This is a genomic window from Paenibacillus sp. CH40 (genome assembly GCF_024213605.1).
GTDB lineage: Bacteria > Bacillota > Bacilli > Paenibacillales > Paenibacillaceae > Paenibacillus > Paenibacillus polymyxa_B.
The window spans coordinates 474409-487126 of sequence record NZ_JANAVQ010000002.1; the positions used below are offsets into that span (position 1 = coordinate 474409).

The following is a 12718-nucleotide window of genomic DNA, read 5'->3' on the forward strand; positions in this document are numbered from 1 at the left end:
ATAAGGAACTGTCAAATATGTACATGATGAACTCTTGACATTTCATATGTACACAAGTTATATTGACCTAAATTCATTACATACCAATCAGTATATTATACTCAACGGTATGTAAATACAGAAAGCGACGTGGTATGTGAAAATGAAGACGTCAGAAGAAAAAGCGGTACTCCTCCCTCATCAAACGGTAGCAAATGCTGCCGAAACAGCCCCCATTCCCTCCCTGTCCCGATCTGTGGCACTCTTGTTTGCCATAGCCTGCGGGCTGGCTGTCGCTAACATTTACTATGCACAGCCATTGCTGGATGCGCTGGCAAACGAATTTGGCATTACGCACTCATCGGTAGGCATGGTCATTACTATCACGCAAATTTGTTATGCGTTGGGATTATTGCTGCTCGTCCCGCTTGGCGATCTTTTGAATCGACGGCGACTGATTACAGGGCAAATGCTGCTATCCGTGCTGGCACTAATCGTGGTTAGCTTTGCTCCTACCCGTACAATACTGCTTATGGGAATGGCAATGGTTGGTCTGCTGGCTGTAGTCACTCAAACACTCGTGGCTTTCGCCTCTACCTTGGCTAATCCGACTGAACGTGGGCGTATCGTAGGTCTGGTGACCAGTGGAGTCGTTATCGGCATTCTGCTGGCACGAACCGTGGCCGGTGTATTAACTGATCTGGCAGGCTGGCGTTCAGTTTACCTTATTTCTGCCATACTTACGCTGTTTATGGCTGGAGCTCTGTTGCGGGTGTTGCCAAAGAACGAACCCACAAGTGCGACACTTTCCTATGCGCAGCTGCTCCGATCGGTTATCGTACTATTTTTGCAAGAACGAATTCTGCGCATTCGTGCTGTCCTTGCATTGCTTATTTTTACGGCGTTCAGCATATTGTGGACTTCGCTTGTGTTACCTCTCAGTGCACCCCCATTGTCTCTTTCACATACTGCTATCGGGGCCTTTGGTCTGGCTGGAGTCGCCGGGGCATTAGCAGCAGCACGAGCAGGGCGTCTTGCCGATCAGGGCTTGGGACAACGGACGACGGGTATCGCACTAGTTGTGTTGCTGCTGTCCTGGTTACCTATCCGCTACACCGAGCATTCTCTGTTCGCTTTAGTTCTTGGCGTCATTCTTTTGGACTTGGCGGTACAGGCTGTACATGTCACCAACCAAAGCTTGATTTTCAATGTGCGCCCTGAGGCACGGAGCCGACTTACTGCAGGCTACATGATATTTTATTCCATTGGTAGCGCCACCGGGGCCATCGCTTCCACTCATATGTACATCTATGCCGGATGGAACGGGGTGTGTCTATTAGGAGCTGGTGTCAGTGCTCTGGCTCTCATCTTTTGGGCTTTAACTCGACGTTCAACTTGAAGGGGAGACTGCTATTGATTGAATCAGAAAAACCGCCGGGTTCACGACAATGACCGGCGGTTCTCTTCTGTCACAACAAAATCATCACTTGATTGCAATATAAATCAAAACAGGTTCATCAGGACTGCCATACACTTCAAAATCACCTGTGTATGTCCGCTCCCCTTGTCCCGTGGCAGCCCACTCCCAGATCGTCTGCCATACACGGAAGACAGAAGAGAGTTCCTGAGTTGCCTGAAAAATGGCGTAGCGTGCAGCCGGAATGACAAGTTCTTCAAGGTCATCAGGAGTTTGGAAATCTACAGCCGCTTCCTTCCCGATAAAAAACGTATACTCGCCCAAAGCTCCATTTTCATAGTCAGTATAGCAACCATAGACAGAAGCATGTCCTGCTTTTTCCTTTATCCGACCAGGCACGTCCTCACTCCAAAAACGTTCCCACATGTTTGGAATGATCCCGTGAGATGTTTGTTCATTCTGATTACTTGTACGTGCTTTCAACCCAATCAAACGGATCTCACCTCGATATTCTTCCCGAATGGGTCCATCCAGTGTAAGCCCCGTATCCTCTGAGGACCGCCATCGTTTCAAAAACGGCAGGTAATTGCGCAGCATCGAAGTCGCTTCTTCTTCCTGCATCCCCTCCTCTACCAGGAAAGGCACAGACTGCTGAATCATTCCCTCCATCGTCAATTCAGGCTGTACAAATTCGCCTTCCTTGTAACAATACTTGCAATACTCATCCGTTTTATGATGTTGTGCATCCGTTCCATATTGGTCCTCATGCTCTAGCGGCATCCCGCAACTTTGACAAGCTTTATCCATCCTCGTAAATCCCCTTTCGCTAACTGATATCAGGTATGCCACAAGTATAACGAAACAAACCTGACAACTATGGGTCAGGTTTGTTTTACTTTAACTAAGATTTCCTTTATGATTCCTGAACTTCTCATAATTAGACGCAATACGCAGCGCCATCTTATGAATCTTGTCACGCAAATGGGCTGGTTCTTTGACAACCACATCCGGTCCCAGGCTTAAAATAAATCCGTACGCCCATGCATCCTCAGGAAACGGGACCGAAACCGTATAGATCCCTTCCTCCTGCTCGGTCAATGCTTCTACGCCAAACCAGTCCTCCGCCAGATGCCTTGAGTCACGGTTAAATTGTAGCGTAAATGGTTGTACGGCTCTGGATACCTCCATCCGCCCCTCATTCCACGGCAACACTTCATAAGAAAGATCCCTGCGAGCAAAAACTGTCTCTGTAACCACAGGGTCACTCATGCGCGAGAGTTTGAATAGACGAAACTGCTCCCTATCGGGACAATATGCATATACAAACCATTGTTGTCCTTTCAGAACGAGCGTATGCGGTTCAACATTCCGTTCCGTTATGGCTCCCCCCGCATTTCGATAGGTAAAGGCGACAGTGCGCGCTTGGCTCATTGCTTCTTTTACCTTTATCAATTTGCCTTCCTGCGCAGCCCGATTTCCCCATCCCGAATGATCGACGATAAACTGTGTGGTATGGACACTAAATTGCTCTTTCCCAGATTCCGGTATAATACTTTCAAATTTATGAAGTAACCGCGACACATTCGGGCCGCCCAACGACGAGGACAAACTCTGCAAACCCATCACGATATCCTTTATATCATGATCCGTCAGCATACTGCGATCCAGGCGGTATCCTTCCATAAGACCGATTCCCCCGTTGGCTCCCTGATAAGTGACCACCGGAATACCTGCCATACTAATCGCTTCAATATCTCTATAGATCGTCCGGATCGAAACCTCATATAAATCAGCCAGTTCCTTCGCTTGTATTCTATTTTTCTTTAGCAGCAAAATGACGATAGAAAGCAATCGGTCAATTTTCATTTTTTCAAAACCTTTCGTCATTAATAAAAATAAGCCATGAACTCCTCATCATATCCCTGACCGTGATATTCCAAAGCATTCTTTTCTATACCATAGGTTTCAAATCCCAATTTTCTATACAGCTCAACAGCAGCTTGATTGGTAGTCACCACACTCAGGTTGATTTGCTTCAAACCTTCCACTTTTCTACCTTGGCTGATAACTTCAAATAAAAGTTTTTTTGCGATCCCCTGGCCTCGATAGGTCGATGGTACATAAACTCCCCAAATTGCTCCCTTATGCTGCGTCTTTATTTTCTGCTCTCTTCTAAACCCGGTCATGCCAACCAGCTGATGATCCTTTGTAAATGCACCAAGTATGTAATGATCTCGTTTATTTTGTATCTGCTTCACCACATCAGATAGCGGAACTAGTGCGGCTTCCTCATAGGAGGTTCCAAAAGCTTCGGGGTTCATTTGTAGGGCTTCCAGTCTCAAATTCCAATAAGCCTCAGCGTCTGCTGGTTGTATGTTCCTGATTAAAACCATGGCTTCCCGTCCCTCCAAATGTTTTCCTTCATCTTACTCTATCTCTTATCTAAAATGAATCTGTTATTCTTCGATTAAAATAACCTCAGGTGCTCTATCCAGCCGGATAGAATGCCTGAGGTTTGGTTTCAATAACTCCTTACATATTATGACTCGTAGCGCTTCAGCACAATGACCGCATTATGACCACCAAAGCCGAAAGAATTAGATAGCCCAATATTTAGTGGAGCCTTGCGCGCTTCGTGAGGCACATAATCCAGATCGCAAACCGGGTCCGGATTGTCGAGATGCATCGTTGGTGGAATGATGCCTTCCCGTAGGCTTTGCACAAGCGCAATCGCTTCGACCCCGCCCGCAGCTCCCAGCATATGACCCAGCATGGACTTATTCGCAGTAACCGGAATCTGATAGGCATAATCACCAAACAGCTTATGGATTGCAAGGGTCTCAGCGGCATCCCCGACAGACGTACTCGTTGCGTGGGCGCTAATCACGTCCACTTCTTCCGGGGAGATGCGGGCCGAATGAAGGGCTGCTTTCATCGCCAAGTAAGCTCCGGTTCCTTCGGGATGCGGTGCAACCATGTGATAAGCATCCGAACTGGCTCCATAACCGATGACCTCACCATAGATTTCCGCACCACGGCGGATAGCGTGTTCCAGTGACTCCAGTACCAGAATACCTGCACCTTCGCTCATGACAAAACCGTCTCGATCCTGATCAAAAGGTCGACTTGCTATAGAAGGCTCCTCGTTACGTGTGGACAAGGCAGTCGCATTAGCGAAGCTTGCCAAGGCCAATCTAGTCACCGCCGCTTCAGCTCCACCAGCAAAAATGACATCCGCATCTCCTGTTCGAATCGTCCGAAATGCCTCTCCAATTGCTGTATTCCCAATAGAGCAAGCCGTCACGGGTGAAAGCGTAGGTCCCATCGCTCCAAACGCGATACTAATTTGAGCAGCAGCCATATTCGAGATCATCATGGGTACCAGCGTCGGGCTAACTCTACCCGGTCCACGTTGTAGCAGAACATCTACATTGTCCACCAACGTATCCAAACCGCCGACTCCCGATCCCACATAGACACCTACACGCTCCAAATCGGTGTGATCGAGTTCCAGACCGGAATCCTTAAGCGCTTGTTCTGCCGCATATAATGCAAACTGAGTAAACCGATCCATTCGTCTAGCATCTTTACGTCCCCATTGCTTTTCTGCATCAAAATCCTGTACCAGTCCAGCAATTTGTGCTTTCAAATCGGACACATCGAATGTATCAATTTTACGTATACCTGAATTGCCTTCCAGCAAATTCTTCCACAACGTATCCACTTCATTACCTAGTGGGGAAACGACACCCATACCTGTTATCACTACTCTTTGCATAAGCTATTCATTCCTCCTGCTCGGTGACTTACTTATAATCCTCATTTTACCCTTGTCTTATCCTATTACAAGTGTTTGTTTATCCTGGTATAATGAACACTACTATAGTAAACGCCTTATTTGCTCACTTCGGATATACCCATTGAATGGAGAGAAAATACCTATGAAAACGGAAGCACGTCTGGAAGCACTATCTGTTTTTCTAAAAACAAAAAGGGCCCGCCTACACCCACATATGGTCGGTCTCCCCCAAGGATCACGTCGCAGAACACCAGGCTTGCGCAGAGAAGAAGTCGCTCAGCTGGCAGGTGTCAGTACGACCTGGTATACCTGGCTGGAGCAAGGACGAGATATTAAGGTGTCCGCCTCTGTGTTGGATGCTATTGCTGCCGCATTGCAGTTGAACACAGACGAGCGCAAATATTTGTATGATTTGGCGATCGAGGCCGGGTCTCACAGCCTTCCTGTTCCTGCAGAGCAGGCCGTCATTTCCCCCTCTCTGCAAAAGATCGTACAAGAGCTACACTACTGCCCAGCTATTATTTCAGATCGGCGTTGTCATATTGTCGGCTGGAACGCCGCTGCTGCTCATGTTTTTATGGATTTTGCCGAGCTACCACATGGGCAACGCAATATGATTGAACTGCTATTCACCAAAAAGGAGTTTAAAAGTCTAGCCGTGAATTGGGAACACTTTGTAAAGGGGTTTCTTGCAATTTTCCGCGCTTATTACGGACAATACGTAACAGACCCCTGGTATGCACAATTTATACAAAATATGAGTCAGACCTACCCAGAGTTTAACGAGCTTTGGAATCAGAGTGAAGTAAGCTCCGCGCCGGAGGTGCTCATTGAATTTCGTCATGCCAAGGCTGGCAAAATGCTATTTGACCTGACTTCTCTTCAGGTACAGGGCAGTGTTGATCTCCGTTGCAGCATCTACACGCCTATTGCGCAGACCTCTACGGAAAGTAAACTCCAAAAGTTAATGGAAGGCAGCTAAAGGATTTCATCCCTCCTGTTATGAAGATATCTTTTTCCGTCCATACTACATCTACGATCTGTGCTAAATAGATGCCACATATGTGACAGAACCAAGAGCTTTAACTGTGCTACTACCAGGAGGGAGGGAATCATCATGAAAGCCAAATCGACAAGTTCCCCGCACATACCTAATCAAGCGCCACTGCCTGTTCCGGTGCAATTTGATCGAAGCTGGCAGGATGAGCTGGACCAGCGGCTGCGCAAAGGTGGCCCTTGGGGAGATTGGAATCTGTATCAGCTGGCCATTGAGGCTGAAAAAGTCAAACTGGTGCCGAGCTTTGATGAGCTTCAATGTCTACAGCATTTGCAAGACCTCACTCCACTACCCCATCAGCTGGATACCGCTCGAAAGGTACTATTTCAAATGTCCGGACGTGCCATTCTTGCCGATGAAGTCGGCCTAGGCAAAACAATCGAAGCTGGAATGATCCTAAAGGAATATCTGGTTCGTGGGCTGGCTTCCAAAGTGCTTATTCTTGTACCCGCATCTCTGGTCCTACAATGGGTACGTGAGCTGAACAGCAAATTCGGTATTCCCGCTGTCGCCCAGAAAAAAGCGTATTCTTGGTCTTCCGAGGTCGTCGTGGCCTCTATGGATACCGCCAAGCGGGAGCCCCATAGTAACATCCTACTAGATACCGATTATGACCTACTCATTATAGACGAGGCTCATAAGCTGAAAAATAAAAAGACATCCAACTACCAGTTCATTATGAAGCTGCGTAAAAAATATTGTTTGCTCCTGACAGCAACACCTGTACAAAACGATCTGTCTGAGCTGTTCAATCTGATTACACTGCTCAAGCCTGGTCAATTGGGAAGACATGGCGATTTTTCAGCCAACTTTGTTGTAGATAAACGTCTGCCCAAAAATGAAGATCAGCTCAAGGATGAGCTATCTAAAGTCATGATCCGCAATCGTCGCGGAGAAGGCCCGGTTCAATTCACCAAACGAAATGTTTCCAACATTCACTTGGAACTTTCGCCGGAAGAGCAAGCGCTGTACGATGGGGTGACCTCTTTTGTGAAAGAGCAATACCAGGCGAATGGCGGAAATTTAAGTAGCATGCTGTCTCTCGTCACCCTTCAACGGGAAGTGTGCAGCAGCCGGGACGCTGTGTTCGTAACGCTGGTCAATTTGTCTAAAAAAATGGCCCCAGACTCTCCCCTACGCGATCGTGTCTGGGATTTGGTTGCACATATTAAAGCGATCAAGGCCAATTCCAAAGCAGAAAAAGCGCTCGAGCTTATCCGTCAGATGAACGAAAAAGTGATCATTTTTACAGAATACCGAGCCACACAGGAGTATTTGCTGAACTATTTCCGTGACCGTGGCCTATCTGCTGTTCCTTACCGAGGCGGTATGAACCGTGGACGCAAGGATTGGATGATGGATCTGTTCCGTGGGCGAATTCAGGTCATGATTGCCACCGAAGCGGGGGGTGAAGGCATTAACCTGCAATTTTGTCACCATATGATTAACTTCGATTTACCGTGGAATCCCATGCGTGTGGAGCAGCGGATCGGACGGGTACATCGGCTTGGACAGACGCATGATGTTAATATTTTCAACTTGTCCACAACCGGAACGATTGAGGAGCATATCCTGCATCTGCTGCATGAAAAGATAAATATGTTTGAGATGGTCATTGGCGGATTGGACGTTATTCTTGAGAAATTTGAGAAAAAAGAATCTATTGAAAAAAGTCTGTATAAGATCATGCTTGAATCCAGTAGCGATGATGAAATTCGCAAAAAAATGCAAAAGCTGGGCCACTCGCTGGATTCCATCAAGCAGGAAATGGAACAACTGCGCACAGACCAGCCAAACACCGAGGATTTATTAGGCCTAGCAGGCAATACGGTTCCTCCGGGCAAAGCTCGACGCAGTGTGAAGGGAGGTCGCTAGTTTGACCATGAATGCACAGCAAGTCCAGCGTTTTGTACACACCTATCTGGAAGCTACCGGATGCAGTGTCATTGAGAGGTCGCCTCATCATGTAACCGTCAAGCTTTCTCCAGAAGCGGATAAAGCCTTAACAAACCGCCCCTACTATTGGGGATACGTAGAGCGTACTGGCGTTCCAGCGCAGACGATGTCCTTCACTTTCATCTTTGATGGGGAAGCCTATCGCACAGAACAGGAACGTTTAGCGGATCATACGCCACCAACTCCAGCATCAGGCAACGCAGCACAAGATCAAGTCATGGGGCGTTACTTCGGTCATGTACCGACATTACCACAATTGGGACCTGGACGTATTTTGCAGGAGGAGCTTCGATATGGAAGCCGTCGGCTGCATCAAATTTTTGAAGCCGCACGAGATGGAGGGAAATATGTTTATTTGTTTGAACAGCCTGATGCCCGTCAGCTGTCTGCCCGCTCTCCCGTAGTCTATGAAGCTTGGCTCAGCATCTGCTATAAGATTGAATTCGCCTGCGATTTGAAGCGTGAGGAACTTCAGTGGCTAGGTATTTCGCTTAAAAGCGGCACCATTGTAACCGATTTTGGCGCCATGCTCGAAACTCGACAGCTCAGCCCGCTGCTGGCGGGTAATATGCATGTGCAGCCTGCCGAGTTATCTGTCCCTGAAGCTTCTAGCTCGCTTGAAAGCTACCTCACCGAACAGCTCCGTCAGCAAGATTATGATTGGGCTGAGCAGGCGAAGGAACGATTGCGCGAGGAATTGGAGGTTATTGACCACTACTACGATGATCTAATCAAGGAGCAGAAAGAGGAAGAGGATAAAAAAGAAGCCATATCAGAGCAGCATCAAGCCCGCCGTAAAGAGATGGTATGGCAATATGAGCCCAAGGTACTCGTATCCGCCATTAACTGCGGGATATTTCATCTGCGGTAACCGATATCTCTTGCTCCTTCGCAGGAGAGTTGCAGAGGTATCGTCAGCTTGTAACATCTTGCTTCAGCCTACACCAGTTTCCGCTGCTGTAACCACAAGTTTGGTTAAACATGTCTCCTATGTATCGACAGCAAAAAGCGAACCTGGATACGACATTTGCGCCGACAAGGTGCAGCAGTCTTTTTATCGGACAGGCTGTATGCTGTATAAAAAGAATGCCTCCGTCGGGCAATCAAGCCGACAGAAAGGTGGATTTCATTGAAGAAGAATCATTCCGGGCACTATAGCATAGGTATGATCGCAGCTGTTCTGATCGGCCTGTCCGCAGTCTGTCCGTTCGCTTCCATTCATGCGGCTCCCTCAATCGCTCAAGGCAACAATTTAAACTTGGTGTCTCTCTACAACGAAAGCTCCCGGGTTCCTCCATTGAACTCCACGAGTCCTGCTACTCCTTCCCCGGGTGACGTTTCAGCAAGTTTTCCTACTGAGGAGCAAGGCGTGCCCGCAGACGTAAAACAGACTGTAGACAACATGGTACAATCCCTATCGTCGCAGCCCCCTTTTGCCTCGTGGAAAGATGCTGAGCTTAGCTATCATCCGCTCGGACCTGGAACCCAGAGTTGGCTTGTTCAAGTAAACCGTGCGGGAGAATACATCGGCTACCTGATTATCGGATCAGACTCAAATGGCGCATATCAACTCAACGAATATGGGAATGGTCCGGGTGGACCTTATAGTATGGATATACTTCGCCAATCTCTGGTGTCGCTCACAGAAACCGATCTTTCATCTATCGACAAGCTGCAAATCACACCTATGTATGAGGAACCGCTACTAGCCTACTGGCTGGTGGGTTCCTCTACAGGCAGCAAAATATGTATTGATGCTGTAACTGGCGATCCGTTACCTGAAGAAGTGGCAGATGGGAGTTGGAAACATAAGCTCCAAAACAACGTGTTCTCTTCATCTGTACCCTTTTTGAAAACACAGGCGCAAGCAGTTACGGTCTCGTCTGCTCCTTTCGATCCCTATGACGATCTGGGTTGGCTTCAACCCAAGCAAAAACTTTTTGTCCGTAACACAGCCCAATTTATGGATACACTGAGTATTTCACCGCGTATTATATTTTCTGCCACAGGTATCAATTTTGCCTTTGGAGGTCCCTTATCCATTAGTGGGTATCAGTCCTGGATATCCCCAGATCATCCGTCCCAACCCAATTTATATGCGTTAACCTACCATCATGGACTTTCCCGATTTGTACCACTAAAACAGTTATTGTCAGCTGGCGAATTTTATCGTATGGACTCCTAGTTATTAAGAAACACGAAAAGATCGGAATGATCCCTACAACATAAAAAGAGACCTCAAATGGCATAACCTATGCCTCTTGTGGTCTCTTTGGCGAGTTTAATGTCGCTCCCTTCGCCCTCTGCGTGTGGATTTCATCCACATTTTCAGAGCGAGAGGCAACATGCCAAACCATTTGCTCCCCCACGGCTCTCTGGCTTGTTTTTGACTGCGCCGAACATCACGCGGCGTTTCCATATAGCGAACAATCCGCTGCGTAATATACGTCACCAGTTCGTCACTCTTCGCCATCCTCCATGACCTCCTCCAATCTGCGCCTATTATTTCCACTTACGTTGCTTGGAAATATCGGATTTACACGTTAGGTGCAGATAAAACTAGCTTGCTCATTTTCCAAAAGGTCTAACCCCTGTGGAAATAACTATGCATGGTTTCCCTTAAATGGAACATACTATCTTCAACATAACAGTTACCCCAAGGCTAATTGTCATATTGAAGGCAGCTACCTGCTTTAGGTTTGATGCCTGTTATGCATGGTTTTTCAGTAAATAATCAATTCGTCCACTGGAGGAATAGAATGTGAGGAAAAAAAAGTTAAACAAAATATGGCTGACATGCTTGGGGTTCAGTCTATGCATCCTTTGCAGTGCTGTATTCGCCCCATTTACCTATATAGTTGCTCAGCCCGACGAGAAAAGTAACGAACCGAACAAGTATATAGATAGTCCATCCAACGTACATTCGTCCTATCACGCTTTTGCCAAGCCCGTTGTCCTGATTGATGTAGGCCATGGCGGTGTGGATGGTGGAACAAGTCACAAAGGAATTTTGGAAAAAGATATCAATCTTGCCATTGCTCAAAAGCTGTACTTGATTTTACGCTCCCAGGGATATCCTGCTGTCCTGAATCGGGACAAGGACTACGCACTGAGTGACGACAACCGTTGGCTGCAGTCCAAATCCCGGCACCTTAAAGACCTCGCCCAACGGAAAAGCCTAACAGAACAACTGCCCACCGCTTTGGTTGTAAGCCTGCATGTCAATTGGAGCAAACGTGCCGAAAAACGGGGACCCATTGTACTGTATCAGGATGAAGGCAGCAGCTATCTGTTAGCTGAACGGATTCAGCATTCATTAAACCGCTTATTTTGCATGAATAGAAAAACAGTGTACGGAAAACCCTTTTATCTTTTGAATAAAATCCGGCAACCCGCTGTAATTGTGGAAACCGGGTTTATCAGTAACGAACAGGACAGAGCTATGCTTTCCGAGGATCGTGGTCAAAAAAGCATTGCCGAAGCTATTGCCGCAGGCATTATTGCGCATCTGACGGCATGGTAGTGTTGGTGGCTGGGTCTCCCGTCCATCCCCATACAGCTCGTACCAAATCGCTAATACCCACAAATTTGGCGTGCTCCTTTAGTTTGGGAACCGACGAATGAAGAGCGGAGGATGTGTACATACCAGACACGCCGACGTGCCCAATCGTTACGCAGGTGTTGTGCTTATCCAGCCATTCAACTACTTTTGTAAGTTGCCGATTCACATGGGCGAGGTTATGGACATCATCCAGAAAAACATCATTTCGTACTGGTGGCATTCCCTTTTTAGCGGCAAGCTCAGGAACCACTGACCGATAATTAGTACGGCTATCGACAAAAAATAGTCCATGCTCCTTACAAACATCAAGAACAATGGACATAATGCGCTTATTAGAAGTGACCTTGGAACCCATGTGGTTGTTCATCCCTATCGCAAAAGGAACATCCTTAATGGCTGCTGTCACCTTCGCACGTACTTCTTCATCCGTCATATTAGCCTTAATTGCTCCAGGCCCAAGCCATTCGGGCTTCCCTTGCTTTGGCTCCATTGGAAGATGGACGATGACATCATGGCCGCGCTTATGCGCTTCCATAGCGTCCTGCTTGGTTGTAGGCAGGAAGGGCATCACAGCAACGGTAATCTTAACCGGTAAATTTAAAATTTGCTCAGTTCCTTTCATATGGTTTCCCAGATCGTCAATAATGACGGCAACCATCTTTTGCGGCTCGTCCTGTTTGTCTATTGCTTCTGCAACACCAGTACTACAGACCATGAATAACATGCATACCGAAATACAGAGTACTACGCTTCTTCGCATTTTGGAGCTTGAATGAAATACAGGTACATAAGCTGGCTCTTTCCGAGCGCGAGATTCCTTTAAAGCCTTTTTTATTATATTTCTCATGTGCAGCTTCCGTCGTGTACTCATTGCGGGTCAGCCTCCTTCTCTGTCCCTTCATTGTGTGAGTAACGTCGTCTAAATATGTATAAGGCAGATCCATGGAA

Annotated in this window: 12 protein-coding genes; 6 read left to right on the forward strand and 6 right to left on the reverse strand. The window is 47.2% G+C overall.

The window, feature by feature from the left end:
- Positions 1–142: 142 nt before the first annotated feature.
- Positions 143–1378, forward strand: a complete 1236-nt coding sequence (locus NLX73_RS08610; RefSeq protein ID WP_254325895.1) for an MFS transporter — start codon at positions 143–145, stop codon at positions 1376–1378.
- A gap of 84 nt (positions 1379–1462) precedes the next feature.
- Here NLX73_RS08610 and NLX73_RS08615 read toward each other — a convergent pair whose 3' ends face one another.
- From NLX73_RS08615 to fabF, 4 genes are all read right to left on the reverse strand, one after another.
- The gene (locus NLX73_RS08615) at positions 1463–2203 is read right to left on the reverse strand and encodes a zinc ribbon domain-containing protein (RefSeq protein WP_254325896.1); all 741 of its coding nucleotides are present in this window, start codon (positions 2201–2203) and stop codon (positions 1463–1465) included.
- A 90-nt stretch (positions 2204–2293) separates the two neighbouring features.
- Positions 2294–3262: a helix-turn-helix transcriptional regulator gene (locus NLX73_RS08620; protein ID WP_254325897.1), complete on the reverse strand. Its 969-nt coding sequence runs from the start codon at positions 3260–3262 to the stop codon at positions 2294–2296.
- 20 nt (positions 3263–3282) lie between these two features.
- Positions 3283–3807 (reverse strand): GNAT family N-acetyltransferase, encoded by a 525-nt coding sequence (locus tag NLX73_RS08625; protein ID WP_254325898.1) that lies wholly within the window; start codon positions 3805–3807, stop codon positions 3283–3285.
- A gap of 128 nt (positions 3808–3935) precedes the next feature.
- Complete coding sequence (fabF, locus tag NLX73_RS08630) at positions 3936–5174, reverse strand: beta-ketoacyl-ACP synthase II (RefSeq protein ID WP_254325899.1); 1239 nt, start codon at positions 5172–5174, stop codon at positions 3936–3938.
- 163 nt (positions 5175–5337) lie between these two features.
- Between fabF and NLX73_RS08635 the strand changes: the two genes are divergently transcribed.
- The 4 genes from NLX73_RS08635 to NLX73_RS08650 all read left to right on the forward strand — a co-directional run bounded on the left by NLX73_RS08635 (position 5338) and on the right by NLX73_RS08650 (position 10393).
- The gene (locus tag NLX73_RS08635; protein WP_254325900.1) at positions 5338–6177 is read left to right on the forward strand and encodes a helix-turn-helix transcriptional regulator; all 840 of its coding nucleotides are present in this window, start codon (positions 5338–5340) and stop codon (positions 6175–6177) included.
- A 135-nt stretch (positions 6178–6312) separates the two neighbouring features.
- Complete coding sequence (locus NLX73_RS08640; RefSeq protein WP_069291644.1) at positions 6313–8127, forward strand: DEAD/DEAH box helicase; 1815 nt, start codon at positions 6313–6315, stop codon at positions 8125–8127.
- Position 8128: 1 nt separating this feature from the next.
- On the forward strand, positions 8129–9079 hold the full coding sequence (locus NLX73_RS08645; RefSeq protein ID WP_061828581.1) for a YqhG family protein: 951 nt from the start codon (positions 8129–8131) through the stop codon (positions 9077–9079).
- Positions 9080–9337: 258 nt separating this feature from the next.
- Entirely contained in the window at positions 9338–10393 is a 1056-nt protein-coding gene (locus NLX73_RS08650; RefSeq protein WP_254325901.1) for a hypothetical protein, read from the forward strand.
- Positions 10394–10489: 96 nt separating this feature from the next.
- On the opposite strand, the gene NLX73_RS08655 is transcribed toward NLX73_RS08650, so the two are convergent.
- Positions 10490–10681: a YqzE family protein gene (locus NLX73_RS08655; protein WP_029516735.1), complete on the reverse strand. Its 192-nt coding sequence runs from the start codon at positions 10679–10681 to the stop codon at positions 10490–10492.
- Between the two features lie 288 nt (positions 10682–10969).
- Between NLX73_RS08655 and NLX73_RS08660 the strand changes: the two genes are divergently transcribed.
- Positions 10970–11731 carry an N-acetylmuramoyl-L-alanine amidase gene (locus NLX73_RS08660; RefSeq protein WP_254325902.1) on the forward strand — a complete coding sequence of 254 codons (762 nt, stop codon included), beginning with the start codon at positions 10970–10972 and terminating at the stop codon, positions 11729–11731.
- On the opposite strand, the gene NLX73_RS08665 is transcribed toward NLX73_RS08660, so the two are convergent.
- Positions 11706–12641, reverse strand: coding sequence for a divergent polysaccharide deacetylase family protein (locus NLX73_RS08665; RefSeq protein WP_254325903.1), 936 nt, complete (start codon positions 12639–12641; stop codon positions 11706–11708). The genes NLX73_RS08660 and NLX73_RS08665 overlap by 26 nt on opposite strands.
- Positions 12642–12718 lie beyond the last annotated feature (77 nt).

Excerpts from the sequence above, each read along its gene's own strand:
- NLX73_RS08665 (WP_254325903.1), bottom strand. The coding sequence starts at position 12,641 with ATGAGTACACGACGGAAGCTGCACATGAGAAATATAATAAAAAAGGCT.
- NLX73_RS08635 (WP_254325900.1), top strand. The coding sequence starts at position 5,338 with ATGAAAACGGAAGCACGTCTGGAAGCACTATCTGTTTTTCTAAAAACA.
- NLX73_RS08610 (WP_254325895.1), top strand. The coding sequence starts at position 143 with ATGAAGACGTCAGAAGAAAAAGCGGTACTCCTCCCTCATCAAACGGTA.
- NLX73_RS08640 (WP_069291644.1), top strand. The coding sequence starts at position 6,313 with ATGAAAGCCAAATCGACAAGTTCCCCGCACATACCTAATCAAGCGCCA.
- fabF (WP_254325899.1), bottom strand. The coding sequence starts at position 5,174 with ATGCAAAGAGTAGTGATAACAGGTATGGGTGTCGTTTCCCCACTAGGT.
- NLX73_RS08655 (WP_029516735.1), bottom strand. The coding sequence starts at position 10,681 with ATGGCGAAGAGTGACGAACTGGTGACGTATATTACGCAGCGGATTGTT.
- NLX73_RS08620 (WP_254325897.1), bottom strand. The coding sequence starts at position 3,262 with ATGAAAATTGACCGATTGCTTTCTATCGTCATTTTGCTGCTAAAGAAA.
- NLX73_RS08615 (WP_254325896.1), bottom strand. The coding sequence starts at position 2,203 with ATGGATAAAGCTTGTCAAAGTTGCGGGATGCCGCTAGAGCATGAGGAC.